The sequence below is a fragment of the Pseudonocardia sp. HH130630-07 genome (assembly GCF_001698125.1).
Taxonomy (GTDB): Bacteria; Actinomycetota; Actinomycetes; order Mycobacteriales; family Pseudonocardiaceae; genus Pseudonocardia.
In genome coordinates this window covers 4,351,904-4,370,454 of the sequence record NZ_CP013854.1, presented here as the reverse complement: position 1 = coordinate 4,370,454, position 18,551 = coordinate 4,351,904, and the positions used below count along the sequence as shown (strand labels likewise).

General features: G+C 74.3%; 21 protein-coding genes. 7 read left to right on the top strand and 14 right to left on the bottom strand.

Features of this window, described 5'->3' with window-relative positions; genetic code table 11:
• The first annotated feature begins 14 nt into the window (after positions 1-14).
• Positions 15-479: a peroxiredoxin gene (locus AFB00_RS20720; protein WP_068798574.1), complete on the top strand. Its 465-nt coding sequence runs from the start codon at positions 15-17 to the stop codon at positions 477-479.
• Between the two features lie 115 nt (positions 480-594).
• On the opposite strand, the gene AFB00_RS20715 is transcribed toward AFB00_RS20720, so the two are convergent.
• On the bottom strand, positions 595-1,482 hold the full coding sequence (locus AFB00_RS20715) for an SDR family NAD(P)-dependent oxidoreductase (protein ID WP_083276100.1): 888 nt from the start codon (positions 1,480-1,482) through the stop codon (positions 595-597).
• A gap of 73 nt (positions 1,483-1,555) precedes the next feature.
• Positions 1,556-2,026 (bottom strand): nuclear transport factor 2 family protein, encoded by a 471-nt coding sequence (locus AFB00_RS20710; RefSeq protein ID WP_231974007.1) that lies wholly within the window; start codon positions 2,024-2,026, stop codon positions 1,556-1,558.
• Positions 2,027-2,093: 67 nt separating this feature from the next.
• On the opposite strand from AFB00_RS20710, the gene AFB00_RS20705 reads away from it, so the two are divergent.
• Positions 2,094-2,684 carry a TetR/AcrR family transcriptional regulator gene (locus tag AFB00_RS20705; RefSeq protein ID WP_231974006.1) on the top strand — a complete coding sequence of 197 codons (591 nt, stop codon included), beginning with the start codon at positions 2,094-2,096 and terminating at the stop codon, positions 2,682-2,684.
• Between the two features lie 52 nt (positions 2,685-2,736).
• Here the strand turns inward: AFB00_RS20705 and AFB00_RS20700 are convergent, their stop codons facing one another.
• The 5 genes from AFB00_RS20700 to AFB00_RS20680 all read right to left on the bottom strand — a co-directional run bounded on the left by AFB00_RS20700 (position 2,737) and on the right by AFB00_RS20680 (position 7,587).
• Positions 2,737-3,723, bottom strand: a complete 987-nt coding sequence (locus tag AFB00_RS20700; RefSeq protein WP_231974005.1) for a glycoside hydrolase family 6 protein — start codon at positions 3,721-3,723, stop codon at positions 2,737-2,739.
• Positions 3,724-3,896: 173 nt separating this feature from the next.
• Positions 3,897-4,754 carry a type I methionyl aminopeptidase gene (map, locus tag AFB00_RS20695; protein ID WP_068798570.1) on the bottom strand — a complete coding sequence of 286 codons (858 nt, stop codon included), beginning with the start codon at positions 4,752-4,754 and terminating at the stop codon, positions 3,897-3,899.
• Between the two features lie 46 nt (positions 4,755-4,800).
• Complete coding sequence (locus tag AFB00_RS20690; RefSeq protein ID WP_231974004.1) at positions 4,801-5,181, bottom strand: DUF3054 domain-containing protein; 381 nt, start codon at positions 5,179-5,181, stop codon at positions 4,801-4,803.
• A gap of 27 nt (positions 5,182-5,208) precedes the next feature.
• Positions 5,209-7,053, bottom strand: coding sequence for a penicillin-binding transpeptidase domain-containing protein (locus AFB00_RS20685; RefSeq protein ID WP_083275702.1), 1,845 nt, complete (start codon positions 7,051-7,053; stop codon positions 5,209-5,211).
• A gap of 90 nt (positions 7,054-7,143) precedes the next feature.
• Entirely contained in the window at positions 7,144-7,587 is a 444-nt protein-coding gene (locus AFB00_RS20680) for a MarR family winged helix-turn-helix transcriptional regulator (protein WP_068798568.1), read from the bottom strand.
• 57 nt (positions 7,588-7,644) lie between these two features.
• Here AFB00_RS20680 and AFB00_RS20675 point away from each other — a divergent pair, with 57 nt between their 5' ends.
• A complete protein-coding gene (locus AFB00_RS20675) occupies positions 7,645-8,901 on the top strand; it encodes an FAD-dependent oxidoreductase (protein WP_068798567.1) in 1,257 nt (418 codons plus the stop codon).
• Here AFB00_RS20675 and AFB00_RS20670 read toward each other — a convergent pair.
• Both AFB00_RS20670 and ispG read right to left on the bottom strand, forming a co-directional pair.
• Positions 8,864-9,697 (bottom strand): GNAT family N-acetyltransferase, encoded by an 834-nt coding sequence (locus AFB00_RS20670; RefSeq protein ID WP_068798566.1) that lies wholly within the window; start codon positions 9,695-9,697, stop codon positions 8,864-8,866. The two genes, AFB00_RS20675 and AFB00_RS20670, sit on opposite strands and share 38 nt — an antisense overlap.
• A gap of 28 nt (positions 9,698-9,725) precedes the next feature.
• Positions 9,726-10,880 carry a flavodoxin-dependent (E)-4-hydroxy-3-methylbut-2-enyl-diphosphate synthase gene (gene ispG / locus AFB00_RS20665; RefSeq protein WP_197519607.1) on the bottom strand — a complete coding sequence of 385 codons (1,155 nt, stop codon included), beginning with the start codon at positions 10,878-10,880 and terminating at the stop codon, positions 9,726-9,728.
• Between the two features lie 90 nt (positions 10,881-10,970).
• Here ispG and AFB00_RS20660 point away from each other — a divergent pair, with 90 nt between their 5' ends.
• On the top strand, positions 10,971-11,225 hold the full coding sequence (locus AFB00_RS20660) for a hypothetical protein (protein ID WP_068798564.1): 255 nt from the start codon (positions 10,971-10,973) through the stop codon (positions 11,223-11,225).
• A gap of 6 nt (positions 11,226-11,231) precedes the next feature.
• Here AFB00_RS20660 and AFB00_RS20655 read toward each other — a convergent pair whose 3' ends face one another.
• The 3 genes from AFB00_RS20655 to dxr are packed head-to-tail and all read right to left on the bottom strand — an operon-like array spanning position 11,232 to position 14,178.
• Positions 11,232-11,720 carry a phosphatase domain-containing protein gene (locus tag AFB00_RS20655; protein WP_068798563.1) on the bottom strand — a complete coding sequence of 163 codons (489 nt, stop codon included), beginning with the start codon at positions 11,718-11,720 and terminating at the stop codon, positions 11,232-11,234.
• Entirely contained in the window at positions 11,717-13,036 is a 1,320-nt protein-coding gene (locus tag AFB00_RS20650; protein WP_068798562.1) for a M50 family metallopeptidase, read from the bottom strand. Before AFB00_RS20650 ends, AFB00_RS20655 begins: the two co-directional genes overlap by 4 nt.
• On the bottom strand, positions 13,033-14,178 hold the full coding sequence (gene dxr / locus AFB00_RS20645) for a 1-deoxy-D-xylulose-5-phosphate reductoisomerase (RefSeq protein ID WP_068798561.1): 1,146 nt from the start codon (positions 14,176-14,178) through the stop codon (positions 13,033-13,035). Before dxr ends, AFB00_RS20650 begins: the two co-directional genes overlap by 4 nt.
• A 97-nt stretch (positions 14,179-14,275) precedes the next feature.
• On the opposite strand from dxr, the gene AFB00_RS34190 reads away from it, so the two are divergent.
• Both AFB00_RS34190 and ligD read left to right on the top strand, forming a co-directional pair.
• Positions 14,276-14,536 carry a DUF2631 domain-containing protein gene (locus tag AFB00_RS34190; protein ID WP_068800509.1) on the top strand — a complete coding sequence of 87 codons (261 nt, stop codon included), beginning with the start codon at positions 14,276-14,278 and terminating at the stop codon, positions 14,534-14,536.
• A 16-nt stretch (positions 14,537-14,552) separates the two neighbouring features.
• Positions 14,553-15,524 carry a non-homologous end-joining DNA ligase gene (gene ligD, locus AFB00_RS20635; protein WP_068798560.1) on the top strand — a complete coding sequence of 324 codons (972 nt, stop codon included), beginning with the start codon at positions 14,553-14,555 and terminating at the stop codon, positions 15,522-15,524.
• A 45-nt stretch (positions 15,525-15,569) separates the two neighbouring features.
• Here the strand turns inward: ligD and mug are convergent, their stop codons facing one another.
• The gene (mug, locus tag AFB00_RS20630; RefSeq protein WP_068798559.1) at positions 15,570-16,136 is read right to left on the bottom strand and encodes a G/U mismatch-specific DNA glycosylase; all 567 of its coding nucleotides are present in this window, start codon (positions 16,134-16,136) and stop codon (positions 15,570-15,572) included.
• Between the two features lie 111 nt (positions 16,137-16,247).
• Here mug and AFB00_RS20625 point away from each other — a divergent pair, with 111 nt between their 5' ends.
• Complete coding sequence (locus AFB00_RS20625) at positions 16,248-17,318, top strand: ATP-dependent DNA ligase (RefSeq protein WP_068798558.1); 1,071 nt, start codon at positions 16,248-16,250, stop codon at positions 17,316-17,318.
• A 60-nt stretch (positions 17,319-17,378) separates the two neighbouring features.
• On the opposite strand, the gene AFB00_RS20620 is transcribed toward AFB00_RS20625, so the two are convergent.
• Positions 17,379-18,356 carry a LacI family DNA-binding transcriptional regulator gene (locus AFB00_RS20620; protein ID WP_197519606.1) on the bottom strand — a complete coding sequence of 326 codons (978 nt, stop codon included), beginning with the start codon at positions 18,354-18,356 and terminating at the stop codon, positions 17,379-17,381.
• Positions 18,357-18,551: the final 195 nt, after the last annotated feature.

The following is an 18,551-nucleotide window of genomic DNA, read 5'->3' as shown; positions in this document are numbered from 1 at the left end:
CACGAGGAGACCCCATGGCCGTCGGCGATCTCGCGACCGACTTCGAGCTGCCCGACGAGACCGGCACCCCGCGCCGGCTCACCGATCTCCTGGCCGCCGGCCCGGTCGTGCTGTTCTTCTATCCCATGGCGATGAGCGGCGGCTGCACCCAGGAGGCCTGCCACTTCCGGGACCTGTCCGCGGAGTTCGCCGAGCTGGGCGCGCAGCCGGTCGGGATCTCCGCCGACCCGGCGGAGAAGCAGAGCATGTTCTCCGCGGCGAACAGCCTGGGCTACCCGCTGCTGTCGGACACCGACCACGCGGTCGCTCGGGCGTTCGGGGCCCGGCGCGCGTGGTTGCCGGGCAACCTGCACATCCGGCGCAAGACCTTCGTCATCGGGACCGACCGGAGGATCATCGCCGAGATCGGCTCGGAGAGCGCGATGACCAAGCACGCCGACGACGCCCTGGCCGCACTGCGCTCCCGCGCGGCGGCCTGACCCCTCCTGCCCGCCACCCCGCCCCGCCGCGGGGCACCCCTCCCCCTGTCGTACTCATGGAGCTTCGGCCTCGTGCGACCGGGCCGAAGCTCCATGAGTGCGGCTCGGGGAGGGGTCAGGGATCGGGGGTGACACCGGTCGCGGCACCCGTGCGGTGCCAGAGATCCGCGGCGAGCGGGCGGTCGCGGGCGGCCGCCGAGCGTCGCGCCGGTCCGGCCGGGCCACGCATCTCCCGGAACCCGGTCGGGCCGACGTAGTCACCGCCGTCGACCGGTCCGGTCGCGGCGAGGAGCTGGGGCTCGATCCCGACGGCGACGGGCTGGGAGACCAGGCGATCGGGCAGCACGAGCAGGCGGGCCCCCCACGTGCGCCTGCGGGCGAGAGCGTTGGTGAGCAGCTCCGACCTGGTCAGCCCCGGGTGCGCGGCCACGGAGATCACCGGGTCGCCGGCGCGGCGCAGCCGGCGGTCGAGCTCGGCGGCGAAGAGCAGGTTCGCGAGCTTCGACGCGCCGTAGGCCCGGGTCGTCGAGTAGCGCCTGCGGGCCCAGTGCAGGTCGGCGAGATCGAGCCCGCCGGTGCGGTGGCCCAGGCTCGACGTCGTCACGACCCGCGCGGGACGCCGGTGCTCGCCCGCCGCCCGCAGCGCCGGCATCAGCAGCCAGGTCAGCGCGGCGGGGCCGAGGTGGTTGGTGCCGATCTGCAGCTCGAACCCGTCGCGGGTGCGCTCGCGTGGCCCGAGGGACACCGCGGCGTTGTTCACCAGCACGTCCACCCGGTCGCCGCTGCGCTCGCGGATCGTCGCCGCGGCGGCGCGCACGCTCGCCAGGTCGGCGAGGTCGAGCACGACCGTCTCGGCGGAGCCCGGACCCCGGATCCCGGCCCGGACGCGCTCGAGGGCCGCGGCGCCCCGCCCGGCGTCCCGCGCCGTCATCAGGACCCGGGCCCCGGCGCCGGCCAGCGCGCCGGAGAGCGCGAGGCCCAGCCCGGAGGTGGTGCCGGTCACCACCACGGTGCGGCCGGAGAGATCGGGTCGCGGTGACGGTGTGCTTCTCGTTCTGCGCGGGGACACGACGGCCTCAGCCTTGCTCGTGGGCGAGCGCGGCCCGGAAGACACCGAAGTTGCCGGTCATCCACCGCGGGACCAGCCGCACCGCGGACATCCGCCAGCCGTCGGGCGTGCGCTCGAAACGGTTGTCGTAGTACCCGTGCACGGTCTGGTCGCTGCCGCCCGTGGCGGTGGGCAGGTGATGCGTGGCCTGGACGTGGGCCAGGCATCCGGCGTGGTCCTCGTCGTCGAACGTGATCGTGACGTTGGTGATCATGTGCTGGGTGGCGGCGAAGGACTCCATGCGCGGCGCGGTGCCCGCGACCCACTCGTCGGCGTCGAGGAGCGCGGCGGGCCGGCCGAAGCCCTCGCTGAAGTCGACCAGCACCCGGTCGGCGAAGCAGCTCCGGAAGAGCTCCCAGTCCCGCGAGTCCGTACCCAGCGCGTACCGCAGCTGGACGTCGTGGATCTCGGCCCGGTCCAGCAGGCGGCGCAGGGTCATTTCAGATGACGGTGTCATGCGAACCACTCTCTACCGCTCGCATGACACTGTCAACTAACGTGCAGCCGTGGTGACGCGGGCCGAGACGGCAGCCAGGACCCGGCGCACGCTCGTGCGATCGGCCTCCGAACTCCTCGACGAGGGCGGGCCGGAGGCGGTGACCCTGCGCGCGGTGGGAGCGCGGGCCGGGGTCTCGCGCGGTGCGCCCTACGGGCACTTCACCAACAAGGAGCACCTGCTGGCCCGGCTCGCCGTCGACACCTGGCACGCGCTCGCCGACGATGTGGAGGCACTCGGCGCCGACCCGGGGCTCGACACCGGCGCACGCCTGGAACGGGCCGTCGTCGCGCTCATCGACCTGGCCCGCGCGCGGCCGCACCACTACGCGCTGATGTTCAGCGCCCCGGTCGTGACCGAGGAGGCCGCCGACGGAGTACGCCGCCTGGAGGACGCCTACCTGACCCTCGTCGCCGAGCTGGTCGGCGAACCCGACGCCACCCGCTACGCCGCCCTGCTGATGTGCAGCGCGCACGGCATCGCGGGGATGGAGCTCAGCGGCCACCTGGCGAAGGGCTCGTGGCAGGTCGGCGCGGAACAGCTGGTGCGGATGCTCGTCGAGGACATCCGCCGCGGTCGTGACGTCGGGCGTGGCGGATGAGGCCGGACCCGGCCGCACGTCCGACCGGCGCCCGGGGGCCGCACGGGATCGGTCAGCTGCCGGCGGCCAGGTCGTAGGCGACCTGGGGGTCGAACGTGCCCGGCGCGGCGGCACAGCCGTCGGACTCCCCGGGCCCCTTCACCCACAGCCAGGCCGCGATCTGCGCGTCCCCGGTCGCCCTGCTCGGCTCCGGCCCGGACGCGCGGCCCGCCGGATCGCACCACTCACCGCCCCCGGCCGGGCCGTTGCCGTTGCGGCTGGTGTCGATCACCGCCGTCAGCCCCGGCGACCCGATCGCGCCCAGCACCGCCTTGGCGTACGCGGTCTCGTCACCCAGCCATCCGAAGTTCGACACGTTCGTCGCGATCCCGTCGGCGTGCTCGGCGACCCCGGCCGCCGTGAGCCGGTCGGCCATCTCCTCCGGGGAGGTCCAGGCCGAGTTCCCCGCGTCCAGGTAGACCTTCGTCGCGGCCGACCCGTCCTTGATCGTCCCGGCGGCGTAGGCCAACGAGGCCTCGGTGGCGTCCTGCTGCTCCGCGCTCCGGCAGTCCGTCTGGGCCAGCGCGTCCGGCTCGAGCACCACCGCGGCCCGGCGGCCGGCCACGCCGAGAGCGACCTGGTCGATCCACGCGCGGTAGGCCTCGTGCGACGGCGCGCCGCCGGAGCTGGCACCCCCGCAGTCACGGCCGGGCAGGTCGTAGACCACGACGATCGGGGTGGTCCCGGTCGCCGCGGCGGCACCGACGTAGGCATCGACCTCGGCCCGCACCCCGGCGGTGTCGGTCGTGGTGAACCACCGGCCCTGCGGCACCGCCGCGATCCGCTCGCCGATCAGCGCGGCACGACCGTCGCCCTGGTGCCCGGCGACCCAGGCGTCGGCCTGGTCGTCGGGAGCGGCGTAGAAGCCGGCGGGCCCGGCCTCCGCGGCCGCGGGCACGACCGGCGCCACGGCCGCGAGGGCCGACGACACGACCACGGCCACCATCACCTGCCACGGCCGGATCCGTGGACCGGTCCGGGGTGCGGCGGACATACCCATACGACGCTCCTCGATCACGGGACAGCACCCTCGGGAGCGTTCCGCCATGCAACTGGAGCTTGTACCGTGCCCGACCCTCGGCCGCCGGGGAACGGTCCGGTACGGAACGGGCAGCCGGTGTGCACGATCGTCCGGTGCCCGGCCGCCGTGCACGTGGGACGGATCCGGACGGCTCAGGGCAGGGTGAGGATCTCCGCGCCGTCGTCGGTCACGACGATCGTGTGCTCGAACTGGGCCACCCAGGACCGGTCCCGGGTCACGACGGTCCAGTCGTCGTCCCAGGTCTCGTGCTCGATCCCGCCGAGGGTGATCATCGGCTCGATCGTGAAGGTCATCCCCGGCTCGAGGACGGTGTGCACGTCCGGCTGGTCGTAGTGCAGCACGACCAGGCCGGAGTGGAACTCGTGCGCGATGCCGTGCCCGGTGAAGTCGCGGACCACGCCGTAGCCGAAGCGCTTGGCGTAGGACTCGATGACCCGGCCGACGACGTTCAGCTCCCGGCCGGGCCGGACCGCCTTGATCGACCGCATCGTCGCCTCGCGGGTGCGCTCGACGAGCAGCCGCGGCTCCTCGGCCACGTCACCGGCGAGGAACGTGGCGTTCGTGTCGCCGTGCACCCCGCCGACGAACGCGGTGACGTCGACGTTCACGACGTCGCCGTCGTCGATCACCGTGGTGTCCGGGATGCCGTGGCAGATGACCTCGTTGAGGCTGGTGCAGCAGGACTTCGGGAACCCCCGGTAGCCCAGCGTCGAGGGGTACGCGTCGTGGTCGAGCAGGAACTCGTGGACGACCCGGTCGATCTCGTCGGTCGTGATGCCCGGCCGGACGGTCTCCCCGGCCAGCCGCAGCGCCTGCGCGGCGACCCGCCCGGCGTGCCGCATGAGCTCGATCGTCTCCGGGGTCTGCACGTCACCGGCACGGCTGCGCGACGGGGCCGGCTTGCCGACGTACTCCGGGCGCGGGATGTGCGCGGGCACCTCGCGGATCGGGGTCGGGGTGCCGGGGACGAGCAACGTGCGCGACGACATGCCCGTCATGGTATGCCTCGTCCGGCGGCGGCCGCCGGGACCCGCGTCAGCCGCGGGTGGCCTCCGAGCGCCGCCGCGCCACACCGGCGGAGATCCCGCGCCAGCCCAGCAGCAGGACGGTCAGCGCGATCACCGCGACGATCGCGAACGACAGCGGCAACCGGCCCAGGAACCCCCACCGGAGCAGGAACCCGATCCCCGCCGTGCCCACGAGCACGACCAGACCGGCCCGCAGGGACACCGGGGCGGCCCGCACCCACGGCGTCACCCAGGCCGCACCGATACCGACCAGGAACGGCAGAGCCGTCCCGAGCAGGCCGGTGACACTCGCCGCCTCGGCGTGGTTGATCCGCCCGACGGCGGCGAAGACGACCACCGCGACGACGTCGATCACGAGCGCCATGACGGGGACGCGGCTCGGCTGCACGCACGCCACGATAGGCCGCCCCCGGGATCAGCGGGGCAGCCGCTCCAGGAACCGCGCCGTCAGCCCGACGGCCGGGCCGGACGACCCGCCGTCCACGATGAGGGTCGCGAACGCCAGGTCGCCGCGGTACCCGGTGAACCAGCCGTGTGCCCGGTTGGTGCCGTCCGGACCGGCGTACTCCGCGGTCCCGGTCTTGCCGAACACCTCGCCCTGCCCGTTCGCCGCGGTCGCGGTGCCGGAGACGACGACCTCGCGCATCATCGGGCGCAGCTGGTCGAGCACCGCCCGGTCCGGGGTGCCGGGCGCGACGACCGGCTCGGTCCGCTGGCCGCGGATCAGGCTCGGGGTGACCGGGGCGCCGTGCGCGATCGTCGCCGACACCATCGCCATCCCGAACGGCGAGGCCAGCACGTCGCCCTGGCCCATGCCGTCGGACGCCCGCTGCAGGTCGTCGGTCGCGGCGTCCACCGAGCCGGTGATCGTGGTCATCCCCGGCACGTTCCAGTCGGCGCCGAAACCGAGGGCCAGCCCGGCCGTCGGCAGGCCGTCCGGGGGCAGGCCGAGGGCGAGCCGGGTGAAGGTCGTGTTGCACGAGCGGGCGAACGCCTGCTGCAGCGGGACCGTCCCCAGCGCGAAGGTGTCCTCGTTGGGGATGGTGCGCCCGTCGATGACCGTGGTGCCCGGGCACTCCACCGGCGACTGCGGGGTGAGGTTCTCCGCCGGCATCGCCGCGTACGCCGTGATCATCTTGAAGGTCGAGCCGGGCGGGTACCGGCCGGTCAGCGCCACGGCACCGTCCCGGTCGGCCGCGCCGTTCTGCGCGACGGCGAGCACCGCCCCCGTGGACGGCCGGACGGCCACGATCATCGTCTGCCGGGCCTCGCCGTCGACGGCGGCCTGGGCGGCCTGCTGGACCGAGCGGTCGAGTTCCAGGGTGACCGGCTGCGCCGTCCCGGGCGGGGCCCCGGCCAGCGACGACGCCGTCGTCCCGTCCGCCCCGACCGCGTCCACCGACCAGCCCGGCGCGCCACCGGCGGCGGTGTCGATGGTGTCCTTCGCCCCCTGCAGCAGCTGCCCGGCGAACCCGGAGTCCGGCGGGAGCAGCCGGGTCGACGGCACCGAGCGCACACCGGGCACGTCCCCGATCGCCGCGCGGACCCGGTCGTGGTCGGGCCCGCGCAGGACGGCGACGGTGTAGGCCTGCCCGTCCGGGGTGCCGTTCGCGCCGGCGGTGATCGACTGCCGGGTGATGGCCGGGTCGACGGCACCGAGCGCGCCGGCCAGCGGTCCGGCGGCGGCGCTCGCCTGCCGCTTGTCCAGCGTCACGGTGACGACCGGGGTCGGCGCGAGCAGTGTCGCCCCGGTCGAGTCCAGGACGGGTGCGGGGGTCGCGGCGACGGTGCGGTTCACCGGCCGCTGCCCGTCGGACAGACCGGGCGCGAACGCGGCCGGGGACCAGTCGACCGCCCAGCCGGTGTCGTTCCCGGCCGAGTCCGGCGCCGCCACGAACGGGAGCTCCAGCGGGTAGGTCCAGCGGCGGCCCTGGCCGAGGTCCCAGTCCACCTCGACGGTGGACGTCGCCCGCTCCCCCTCGGTCCGGGTGCCGGTGACCCGGGCGGTCATCGCGACGGCGGCCAGGTCCCCGCGGGCCCGCTCCAGGTATGTCCCGGCGCCCGCCGGATCGGTGGTGTACCCGGCGGCGCGCGGCGCGTCACCGGCCGCCCACGCCGTGACGTACTGCTCGGCGGTCCTCGCCGCGCCGCCCCACGGGCGCAGCACCGCCACGACGACACCGGCCGCCAGTACGACGAGCACGGCCGCCAGGACCAGGGTCCGTTTCCGCAGGGAGCGCACGAGCGCGAGTATGCCCACCCGGGGATCACACGGGCATGAAGGGCTCCCGGCGCGCTCCCCGGCCCCCGCCGCGCCCGGTGACCGGACCGGCGCGCGCCCGGGACGCGCTCAGTCCGAGCCCGGCGACAGCGTGGCCCGCACCGTGCGCAGCATCGCCACCAGCTCGGCGGAGCGCTCCGGGTCCAGGCCGGTCGACGCCGGGGCGTTGAACCGCGCCACCAGCGGCCACGCCCGGTCCAGGGCGGCGTGCCCGTCGTCGGTCAGCTCCAGCCCCGCCCGCCGCCCGCGCCCGCCCGGCCCGTCCCGGCGCACCAGCCCGCGGCCGACCAGATCGGCGACCAGCTCCCCCACGCTCTGCGGCCGCAGCAGCACCACCCGGGCCAGCTCGGCCTGCGAGGGCGACCGCATCCCGTCCCGCTCCCGGTCGCGCAGCTCGGCGAGCACCCCGAACTGGGTCGCGGTCAGCCCGGCCTCGGCGAACACCTCGTGGAACCCGCGGGCGACGACGTGCGCGGTCCGGATCAGCTCCCACAGCGGGACGGCGTCTTGCACCGGCGCACGGTATCAGGCACCGTATTCTGAAATCAGGAACCTGATACTGGAGGCGGCATGCGGGTCGTGGTGGTCGGTGGCGGTATCGGCGGGCTCGCGCTCGCCCAGGGGCTGACCCGGGCCGGGATCGAGGTGGTGGTGCACGAGCGGGACGCCCGGCCCGAGCACACCGGCGGCTACCGGCTGCACCTCGACGACGACGCCCACCGATCGCTGCGGCGCCTGCTGGCGCCCCCGGTGCTGCAGGCGGTGCTCGCCTCGGCCGCCGGTGGCGCGGCGTTCCGCCGGTTCTCCTTCTGCGACCACCGGATGCGGGTGCTGGCGGCGGAGACCATGCCGCCCGGCGCGCGCCTGATGATCGGGCGGATCCCGCTGCGGACGCTGCTCGCCCACGACCTCGACGTCCGGTGGGGCTCGGCCTACCGGGACCACGCCACGTCCGACGACGGCCGGATCCGGGTGCGGTGCACCGGCGGGACCACGACGGCGGACGTCCTCGTCGGCGCGGACGGCACCGGCTCGGCCGTCGCCCGGGCGCTCGCCGGGCGACCGCTCGCCGCCCCGACCGGCGTCGACGGGATCGCGGGCATCGTGCGGCTGGACGAGCGGGCCCGCGACCTGCTCCCGCCGGTGCTGCACGACGGCCCGGCGCTGGCGTTCGGCCCGGGCGGGCTCGGGGTGTTCCTCTCCGTGCACGACCCGGCGACGAACCCGGTCGACCCGGGTGCCTGCACCTCCCCGGCCGCCGTCCCCGAGCCCGCGTCGCTGGTGCTCGGGCCGCTGCTGCCCGCCGACCGCTGGCCCCGGGACCCGCGCGGGCTCGACGGCGCAGGGCTCGCCGCGCTGCTCACGGAAACTCTCCGGGACTGGCACCCGGACCTGCGGGCGCTGGCACACCGGCTGGACCCGGCGACGGTCGCGCACTTCCGGTTCACCGCGGCGGACCCGGACGCCGATCCGGCGCCGTGGCCGTCCGGCACGGTCACCGCGATCGGCGACGCGGTGCACGCGATGCCCCCGACCGGCGGGCTCGGGGCGGCGACGGCGATCCGGGACGCCGACGTGCTGGCCCGCGAGCTGACCGCGGCCGCCACCGGGACGACGACGATCCCGCTCGCGCTGCACGCCTACGAGCGGGAGATGGCGACCTACGGACCGGTCGCCGTCCGGGAGTCGCTGGGCCCGCTGCGGGTCCAGCGCCGGATGTCGGGGCGGGCCGGTGCCGTCGCCCTGCGCGCGGCGGGAGCGTGGGCCACGGCGCGGGCCCACGCCACGGCTAGAAGAGCACCGTCGCGAACCGGGCGACCTGGCTGAACCCGACCCGCTGGTAGGCGGCCCGGGCCGGGGTGTTGAAGGCGTTGACGTACAGGCTCGCGCACCGGCCCATCGACGCCAGCGCGACCGCGACGGCCGCGGTCCCGGCCGTGCCGAGCCCGTAGCCGCGCCAGTCCGGGTGCACCCAGACGCCCTGGATCTGCCCGACCGTGCGCGACAGCGCCCCCACCTCGGCCTTGAACACGACCTGGCCCTCGTGGAAGCGGGCGAACGCCCGGTTCGAGGTGATCAGCTCGGCGACCCGGGCCCGGTAGCCGGCCCCGCCGTCGCCGTCGCGCGGGTCGACACCGACCTCCTCGGTGAACATCGCGACGGCCGCCGGCAGGTAGCGGTCCAGCTCGTCGATCCGGACCGGGCGCACCTGCGGGTCCGGCGCCACGGCCGGACGGCCCTGCAGCGCCATCAACGGCTGGTCCGGCCGGATCTCGCGGGCCGGGCCCCAGCCGGAGGTCAGCTCCTCCCAGAGCGGCAGCACCAGCTCGGCCCGGCCGACCAGCGACGAGCAGACCCGCCCGTTGCGCCGAGCCCGGTCGGCGAAGGCGCGCAGTGCGGACCGTTCCCCGCGCAGCGGGACCAGGTTCGCCCCGGAGAAGCACAGGCCCTCGTGCGGCCCGCCGTAGGACCACAGCTCGCCACCGAGACGCCAGGGATCCAGGCCCACCGCCTCGACCCGGGCCGCGACCATGCAGGCGGCGACCGGGTCGGCGTCGAGCGCGTCGTGCACCCCGGAGCGGTGACGATCATCGAGAAGCCGTGCTCCGGCGACCCTCAGCACGGATTCATCATGCCACGCGCGGCATGGATTAGCCGACGGTCACCTGCGGGTCGCCCGCGCCGCCCTCGGGAACCTCCATGCCCTCGGCGATCCGCATGGCCTCCTCGATCAGCGTCTCGACGATCTTGTGCTCGGGCACGGTCTTGATGACCTCGCCCTTCACGAAGATCTGGCCCTTGCCGTTGCCCGACGCCACCCCGAGATCGGCCTCACGGGCCTCACCCGGCCCGTTCACCACGCAGCCCATGACGGCCACCCGCAGCGGGACCTCCATGCCGGTCAGCCCGGCCGTCACCTCGTCGGCGAGGGTGTAGACGTCGACCTGGGCCCGCCCGCAGGACGGGCAGGAGACGATCTCCAGCTTGCGCGGCCGCAGGTTCAGCGACTCCAGGATCTGCTGGCCGACCTTGATCTCCTCGACCGGCGGCGCGGACAGCGAGACCCGGATCGTGTCGCCGATCCCCTGCCGCAGCAGCGCACCGAACGCGACCGCGGACTTGATCGTGCCCTGGAACGCCGGGCCGGCCTCGGTGACGCCGAGGTGCAGCGGGTAGTCGCACTGCTCGGCGAGCAACTCGTAGGCGCGCACCATGACGACCGGGTCGTTGTGCTTCACCGAGATCTTGATGTCGTGGAAGTCGTGCTCGGCGAACAGGCCCGCCTCCCACATCGCCGACTCGGCGAGCGCCTCCGGGGTGGCCTTGCCGTACTTCTCCATCAGGCGCTTGTCCAGCGACCCGGCGTTGACCCCGATCCGGATCGGCGTGCCGTGGTCCTTCGCGGCACGCGCGATCTCCTTGACCTGGTCGTCGAACTTGCGGATGTTGCCCGGGTTGACCCGGACCGCGGCACACCCGGCCTCGATCGCGGCGAAGACGTACTTGGGCTGGAAGTGGATGTCGGCGATCACCGGGATCTGCGACTTGCGTGCGATCGCCGGCAGCGCCTCGGCGTCGTCCGCCGACGGGCAGGCGACCCGGACGATGTCGCAGCCCGACGCCGTCAGCTCGGCGATCTGCTGCAGCGTCGCGTTGACGTCGGAGGTCAGGGTGGTCGTCATCGACTGCACGGAGATGGGGTGGTCGGAGCCGACACCGACCGGCCCGACCTGCAGCTGCCGGGTCTTCCGGCGCGGGGCCAGTGTCGGCGCGGGCGTGGCGGGCATACCCAGGGAGACGCTCACGACCCCCACTATCCCACCGGCATCCATCGGCTGCTGCTCCCGGTGAGCCGACGCACGCCGACCGCGAGTGACGGTCGTTACCCTCCGACGGTGGAGCACTCGCTGACCGGACCCGAGGCCGAGGTGCTCTCGTGCCTGTGGATGTGCCCGGAGACCGAGCAGGAACTCGCCGGGATGTTCGACGCCGACACCGAGGCGGAGCTGGTGTCCCGTGCGGGATCGGTCGAGACGGGCCTCCGGGCGGCGCTCGAACGTCTGAGCGGGCTGGGGCTGGTCCACCGGCCGCCGGGCCACCCGGACTGGGCGTTGACCGAACTCGGCGTCCGGCACGTGCCCCCGTCCTGAGCAGGGTCAGGTCCGGCCCTGGTTCTCCTGCGCGTCCTGCAACGTCGACGAGTGCGGCAGCCAGGTCGCCAGCTCCACCGGCCAGCCGTCCTCGGCGAGCACCCGGACGACGGCGGGGTCGTCGTCGAGCACCATCGCGATCTCGCGCTCGTCGGCGAGCAGGCGCAGGACCTCGCGCTTGACGTAGCGGGCGGGCCGGTGATCGTCGTCGGAGCGCATGAACAGCGGCCCGGTCGGCAGGTCGTGCTCGGCGAGCCAGCGCTCGGTGAGCCGCCGGTTCCGCTCCGGGCGACCGGTCAGGTAGACGACGTCGAACTCCTTCTGCGCCGCGCGCAGCCGCTCGGCGCCCTCGTCGAGGAGGGGATCGGCGTCGGCGGTGGCGAAGAACCGCTCCCAGCGGTGGACGTCGAGGTAGTGCAGCCGGTGCGAGACGTCGGCGAGGACCCCGTCGATGTCGAAGACCGCGAGCGGGCGGGTCGCCGGCACGGCGCTCACCCGAGCAACCGGACCGGATTGACGATGTCGGCGATGGCCACGATCAGCGAGAAGCCGATGAAGAAGAGCACGAAGACGTAGGCGACCGGTAGGAGCTTGGCCGCGTCGACCGGCCCGGGATCGGGCCGGCCCAGCAGCCGGGCGGTGTTCCGCTTGATCGCCTCCCAGATCGCGGGCACGATCTGACCACCGTCCAGCGGCGGGATCGGGAGCAGGTTGAGCAGGAACAACGACAGGTTCACCGCGGCGAGCATGGTGAGGAACAGGCCGATGTCCTGTTGCCACGGCACGTTCTCCTGAGCCAGGATCTCGCCACCGATCCGGGAGACCCCGACGACCCCGATCGGACTGTCGGGCGCACGCTCCTCGCCGAGGAACGCCGCGCCGAACAGCGCCGGGATGCGCGCCGGGATCTGGGTGACCGCGTCGAAGGTCAGGACGATGCGGTTACCGATGGCGGTCACGGTCTCACCCGCGCTGAGCTGCTGGTACGTCGTGTCGAGCTGCACCCCGAGGTATCCGGCGATGACGGTGGCGTCCGGGTCCTGCGAATTGCGGTCGACCAGCGTGTTCGGGATGACGTTCACGTCGAGCGGGATCTGCTGGCCGTCCCGCTCGACCACGACCGGCGTCGGACCCGTCGACGCCCGGATCGCGTCCTGCAGCGCCCCGCCGTCGTTCGGTTCGAACGGCACTCCGTTCACCGAGACGATCCGGTCGTCGGGCTGCACCCCCGCGGCCAGCGCCGGGGCCAGGGGGGCACCCGCCGGGCACTGCTCGGGCACGCCGTTCTGCACCGCCGTCGCCGGGAGCACGCACTCCTCGAGCGACGCGATCTGCGTGGTCGGTGCGAGCACCCCGACGCCCATCAGCGTCACGAAGAACAGCACCACGGCCAGGATCAGGTTCATGAACGGCCCGGCGAACATGACGACGATCCGCTTCCACGGCGACCGCGTCCAGAACTGCCGGTCCGCGTCCTCCGGCCGCACGTCCATCTGCGACTGCGCCCTGGCGTCGTCCATCAGCCCCTGGAACGGGCCGGTCCGGCGGCTGCGCCCCAGCGTGCCGCCCTTGGCCGGCGGCAGCATCCCGATCATGCGGACGTAGCCGCCCAGCGGGATCGCCTTGATCCCGTACTCGGTCTCGCCGCGCTTGACCGACCACACGGTCCGGCCGAAGCCGACCATGAACTCGGGGACCTTGATCCCGAACCAGCGCGCCGTCGTGAAGTGGCCCAGCTCGTGCCAGGCGATCGACAGCAGCAGCCCGAAGAAGAAGATGACGATCCCGACGATCGTCCAGAGCACGGTCACGACGCCGCCTTCTCCCTCGCGTGGGCACGGGCCCAGTCCTCCGCCGCCAGCACGTCCGCCACGGTAGCCGGGTCGCCGGTCCAGCCCTCGGCCGCCTCCAGCACCTCGGCGAGCAGGTCGGTGATGTCCGGATAGCCGATCCGGCCGCCGACGAACGCCTCCACCAGCTCCTCGTTGGCCGCGTTGAACACGGCGGGCACGCACCCACCGGCGAGACCGGCCGCGCGGGCGAGGCGGACGCCGGGGAACGCGTCGTCGTCGAGGGGTTCGAAGGTCCAGCTCTGCGCGGTGTCCCAGCGGCACGCCGGCGCGGCGCCGGCGATCCGGTCCGGCCAGCCCAGCGCGAGCGCGATCGGCAGTCGCATGTCCGGCGGGGACGCCTGGGCGATCGTCGAGCCGTCGGTGAAGGTGACCATCGAGTGGACGATCGACTGCGGGTGCACGGCGACGTCGATCCGGTCGTACGGCGTCCCGAACAGCAGGTGCGCCTCGATCAGCTCCAGGCCCTTGTTGACAAGGGTCGAGGAGTTGATCGTCACGACCGGGCCCATCGCCCAGGTGGGGTGCGCCAGCGCCTGCTCGACGGTCACCCCGCCCAGATCGGCCCGGCTCCGGCCGCGGAACGGCCCTCCGGACGCGGTGAGCACGAGCCGGTCCACCTCGGCCTCCCGGCCGCCGCGCAGGCACTGCGCGAGTGCGGAGTGCTCGGAGTCGACCGGCACGATCTGCCCGGGTGCCGCCGCCCCGAGGACCAGCGGACCCCCGGCGACCAGCGACTCCTTGTTCGCGAGCGCGAGCCGCGAGCCCGCCGCCAGCGCGGCGAGGGTGGGACCGAGGCCGCGCGAACCGGTCACCCCGTTGAGCACGATGTCCGCGGCGCACGCGGTGACCAGCGCGGCCGCCGCGTCCGGGCCGTCGAGCACCTCGGCGCCCGGCAGCTCGGCCCGCACCCGGGCGGCCGCCTCCGGCGCCGCCACCGCGATCCGGGTGACCCCGTGTGCCCTGGCCTGCGCGACGAGCAGGCCCACGTCCGACCCGCCCGCGGCCAGCCCGACGACGTCGAACCCCCCGGCGCTCCCGACCACATCGAGGGCCTGCGTACCGATCGACCCGGTGCTGCCCACCACGACGAGTGACTTCATCGCCGCCCATCATCCTCGCGTGGCCGTGCTGTGCGACGATGGGCCCGGTCGCCCGTCGGCCACGGACAAGCACGGTAAGGCCCAGTGGAGGAAGCACGTGGCGAGCAACGCACGCGAGGTCGCGGTCCGGTCCGGCGTCGACCCGGACGCCGAGCCCTCGGTCGACTGGGGCTGGCACCAGAACTTCTCCAAGGGCCTGCCGATCGCCGCGGCCGTCACCGGCGTCGTGCTGCTGCTGTTCATGATCGGGCACCCGCTCAGCTGGACCGAGTTCTTCTACATGGCCTTCCCGGCGGCCGTCTGCCTGGTCGGGGCCGTGGCCTACCCGATCTACAAGCGCCGCAGCTGGCGCCGCTGAGCCGGGCGGTCCCACCGTGGCCGGGAGCGCGGGCGAGCCGGTCGAGCTGACGATCGGCGACCGCGTGGTCCGGCTGTCCAGCCCGGACCGGGTGTACTTCCCGGAGCGCGGGGAGACCAAGCGGGACCTGGCCGCGTACTACACCGCGGTCGGCGACGGCGTCGTGCGGGCACTGCGCGACCGGCCGTGCATGCTGCACCGCTTCCCCACCGGCGTGACCGGCGAGAAGGTGCACCAGAAGCGCCTGCCGCGCGGGGCGCCGGACTGGGTCCGCACGGTGCGCGTGCACTTCCCGCGCTGGGGCCGCACCGCCGACGAGCTGTGCGTCGGGCACGTCGCCGACGTCGTCTGGGCGGTGCAGATGTCCACCGTCGAGTTCCACCCCTGGAACTCCCGCGCCGCCGACGTCGAGTCCCCCGACGAGTGGCGGATCGATCTCGATCCGATGCCCGACGCGTCGTGGCCGGACGTCCGCCGGGTCGCCGGGGTCGTGCACGAGGTGCTCGACGAGCTCGGTGCGACCGGCTTCCCGAAGACCTCCGGCGGGTCCGGGCTGCACGTCTACGTGCGGATCCCCCCGGAGCACGGGTTCGCCGACGTGCGCCGTGCCGCGCACGCCTTCGCCCGCGAGGTCGGCCGCCGCTGCGACCGGGTCGACCTGAACTGGTGGCGCAAGGACCGGGACCCGGCGAAGATCTTCGTCGACTACAACCAGAACGCCCGCGACCACACCATCGCCTGCGCCTACTCGGTCCGCGGCACGCCGGACGCGCGGGTCTCGGCCCCGGTGCGCTGGGACGAGATCGACGACTGCACGCCCGCCGACTTCACCATCGCGACCGTCCCGGCGCGGTTCGCCGAGCTGGGCGACCTGCACGCCGGGATCGACGAGGCGGTGTTCGACCCCCGGCCGCTGCTGGAGTGGGCCGACCGGGACGCCCGGGACGGCGCTCCCCCGCCGGACCTGCCCGACCTCGACCGCGCCTGAGCCGTCCGGTCACCCGCGACGGCCCCCGGACGACCGGGGACGGTCTCAGGCCGGATCGGCGCAGCGCGCCCGGAGCCGCGCGAACTCCGCGGCCATCGCCTCCCGGGACCAGTGCGCGTTCAGCCCCGAGGGATTCGGCAGCACCCACACCCCGGTCGTGCCGAGCCGCTCCGGCTGCTCCCCGACCACGGCGTCCCGGCGCGCGAACGCCGTCCGGTAGGCGCCGATCCCCACCACCGCCAGCCAGTACGGCCGCAGCCGGGCCACCAGGGCCCGCAACCGCTCGCCGCCACGGACGATCTCGTCGTCGGTCAGCTCGTCGGCGCGCGCCGTCGCGCGGGGCGCCATGTTCGTGATGCCGAGGCCCTGCGCGCGCAGCTCGCCCTGCTCGTCCGGGCGCAGCAGCCGGCCGACGAGACCGGAGTCGTGCAGCACCGGCCAGAACCGGTTGCCGGGGCGCGCGAAGTGGTGCCCGGTCGCCGCCGAGACCAGGCCCGGGTTGATCCCGCAGAACAGCACCCGCAGCGGCGGGTCGCCGTCGGCGGGCAGGACGTCGGGGATCGTGCGGTCCCGGGCGGCATCGAGCTCCGCCGGACCGGGCAGGCGGGCCATGCCCCGAGTCAAGCAGGCCGGCCCCGGCCGATGAGTTCCCGGTCCGGCGCCGGTCCACCGACCGGGCGAGCTGCCGCGCCGCGCGGGCCCGCCGGGAGGAGACTGACCGCCGTGGACCTGCCCGTGATGCCCCCGGTGAAACCGATGCTGGCCAAGCCGGCACCCGCGATCCCCGACGACCGGCTCTACGAACCCAAGTGGGACGGCTTCCGGGCGATCGTGTTCCGCGACGGCGACGAGGTCGAGATCGGCTCCCGCAACGAGCGGCCGATGACCCGCTACTTCCCCGAGGTCGTCGAGGCGGTCCGCGCCCACCTTCCGGAGCGGTCGGTCGTCGACGGCGAGATCGTCGTCGCGGACCGGGCGCAGAACCGGCTCGACTTCGAGGCGCTGCAGCAGCGGATCCATCCCGCCGCCAGCCGGGTGACGCTGCTGTCGACCGAGACCCCGGCCTCGTTCGTGGCGTTCGACCTGCTCGCCCTCGACGACGACGACCTGACCGCGCGCCCGTTCGCGCAGCGCCGGGAGCTGCTGGAGTCCGCGCTCGCCGACGCGGGCGACCCGGTGCACGTCACCCCGATCACCGGCGACCCGGCGGTGGCCCGCCGGTGGTTCGAGCGGTTCGAGGGCGCCGGCCTGGACGGCCTCATCGCGAAGGACCCGGCCGGGACCTACCAGCCGGACAAGCGCGTCCTGACCAAGATCAAGCACGAGCGCACCGCGGACTGCGTGCTCGCCGGCTACCGGGTGCACAAGTCCGGGCCGGATGCCGTCGGCTCGCTGCTGCTCGGCCTGCACGACGAGCGCGGGGTGCTGGTCTCGGTCGGCGTGGTCGGGGCGTTCCCGATGGCGCGCCGTCGCGAGCTCATGACGGAGCTGGCCCCGCTGGTCACCGACTTCGACGACCACCCGTGGGCCTGGGCGAAGCAGCTCGAGGGCGAGCGCACCCCGCGCAAGTCCGAGACCAGCCGCTGGAACGCCGGCAAGGACCTGTCGTTCGTCCCGCTGCGCCCGGAGCGGGTCGTGGAGGTGCGCTACGACTACATGGAGGGCGCCCGGTTCCGGCACACCACCCAGTTCGTGCGCTGGCGCCCGGACCGCACCCCCGAGTCGTGCACCTACGCCCAGCTGGAACGCCCGGTGAGCTTCGACCTGGGCGAGGTGCTCGCGGGCCGCGGCTGACGATCACGATCTGTGGAGCGGGACGGACGTCCGCAGTCGGTTCCGTTCCACTCCCCGCGATCACCGGCAGCCGCAGGAGTCCCGGTGCACGAACGTCGTCGGCAGCCGTACCGAGCGCGGCGCCGCGTCGGGCTCGGCCATCCGCCGCAGCAGCAGCCGGACCGCTTCCCGGCCGATCTCGGCGAACGGCTGGGCGACCACGGTCAGGCGCGGGCTGAACGCGTCGGCCCACGGGAAGTCGTCGAACGCCGCCAGCGCGACACCGCCGGGGACGTCGAGGCCGACGTCGTGCGCCGCCTGCACCGCACCGATGGTCATCGCGTTGTTACCGGTGATCAGGGCGTCGGGACGGTCGGCGCCGCCCAGCAGGGTCCGCACGGCGTGCCGGGCCGGTTCCGCCTCGGACCGGCCGTCGACGACCAGCGACCAGTCCAGGCCGGCCCGCCGCAGCCCGGTCCGGTAGCCCTCCAGACGCTCGACGGTGGTCGCCAGGCCGGGCTGGCCCGCGACGAACCCGATCCGGGTGTGTCCGGCCTCGGCGAGGTGGGTGACGAGCCCGGCCACCGGCTCGACGTTCTCCGCGCCGACCTCGTCGTAGCCGCTGCCGACCATCCGGTCGACGAGCACCGTCGGCACGCCCTGCCCGGTCAGCGCGTCGAGGGTGGCTGCGGAGTCGGCGGACGCGGCGAGCAGCAGCCCGTCGACCCGGCTCCGCAGCCGGGTGACCGCGGTCGCCTCGGTGCCGGGATCGTCGTGCGGGTCGGTGAGGACCAGGGTGTAGTCGGCCGCGGCCGCCTCGTCCTCCACGCCTCGCAGCAGCTCGCCCAGGTACGGGTTGGAGATCGCGGACAGGGCGAGCCCGACCGTGCGGGTGCGGGCCGTGGCCAGCGACCGGGCTGCGGCGTTCGGCGCGTAGTCGACCTCGGCCATCGCGGCGAGCACCTGGCGGCGGGTGTGCTCGCGCACCTTGCGGGTCCCGTTCAGGACGTGGGAGACGGTCGCGGTGGACACCCCGGCGAGCCGGGCGACCTCGGCCATGGTCGCGATCGCGCACCTCCTTGTCACGGAACGAGCACAGCTTACACGCAAGCGGTTGCGCAAGCGGTTGCGTGGCTAATATCGTACGACCGACCGCCGGACGAGGGTGCGCTGGATCACACTCCGGGCCGGCATGATTCTCAACGACGAGGGGCGCTCGTGAACAGACGGCTGCACCGATCGGGACCCGGCGGG

Bases quoted from the DNA above. Each gene is read 5' to 3' on its own strand.
- mug (WP_068798559.1), bottom strand. From the start codon at position 16,136: ATGGCCCGCCTGCCCGGTCCGGCGGAGCTCGATGCCGCCCGGGACCGC.
- AFB00_RS20620 (WP_197519606.1), bottom strand. From the start codon at position 18,356: ATGGCCGAGGTCGCCCGGCTCGCCGGGGTGTCCACCGCGACCGTCTCC.
- AFB00_RS20720 (WP_068798574.1), top strand. From the start codon at position 15: ATGGCCGTCGGCGATCTCGCGACCGACTTCGAGCTGCCCGACGAGACC.
- dxr (WP_068798561.1), bottom strand. From the start codon at position 14,178: ATGAAGTCACTCGTCGTGGTGGGCAGCACCGGGTCGATCGGTACGCAG.
- AFB00_RS20710 (WP_231974007.1), bottom strand. From the start codon at position 2,026: ATGACCCTGCGCCGCCTGCTGGACCGGGCCGAGATCCACGACGTCCAG.
- AFB00_RS20675 (WP_068798567.1), top strand. From the start codon at position 7,645: ATGCGGGTCGTGGTGGTCGGTGGCGGTATCGGCGGGCTCGCGCTCGCC.
- map (WP_068798570.1), bottom strand. From the start codon at position 4,754: ATGTCGTCGCGCACGTTGCTCGTCCCCGGCACCCCGACCCCGATCCGC.
- AFB00_RS20700 (WP_231974005.1), bottom strand. From the start codon at position 3,723: ATGGGTATGTCCGCCGCACCCCGGACCGGTCCACGGATCCGGCCGTGG.